At 64.2% G+C, this 419-nt stretch carries 1 protein-coding gene; it reads left to right on the top strand.

Annotated features, from left to right (window positions below; translation table 11 throughout):
- Positions 1 to 419, top strand: a 419-nt coding sequence (locus BST12_RS29565; protein WP_211281427.1) for an ABC transporter permease, incomplete at both ends; no start/stop codon positions are given.

Raw genomic sequence — 419 nt, 5'->3', positions numbered from 1 at the left:
ATCGCGCTGGCGGCCACCATCGGCGCCGGTGCCACCGCGCAACTGGGCGCCATGCGGGTATCAGAGGAGATCGACGCCGTCGAATGCATGGCGGTGCACTCGGTCTCGTATCTGGTGTCCACCCGGCTGATCGCCGGTCTCATCGCGATCATCCCGCTGTATTCGCTGTCGGTACTGGCCGCGTTCTTCGCCGCCCGCTTCACCACGGTGTTCATCAACGGCCAGTCCGCGGGGCTGTACGACCACTACTTCAATACCTTCCTGATTCCCTCGGACCTGTTGTGGTCGTTCCTGCAGGCCATCGTGATGGCGATCGCGGTGATGCTGGTGCACACCTATTACGGCTACAACGCCAGCGGTGGGTCCGTCGGCGTGGGCATCGCCGTCGGACAGGCGGTGCGGACCTCACTGATCGTCGT

Origin of the sequence: Mycobacterium angelicum (assembly GCF_002086155.1) — a bacterium.
Classification (GTDB): Bacteria; Actinomycetota; Actinomycetes; order Mycobacteriales; family Mycobacteriaceae; genus Mycobacterium; species Mycobacterium angelicum.
This window is presented reverse-complemented; position numbering and strand designations above follow the sequence as displayed.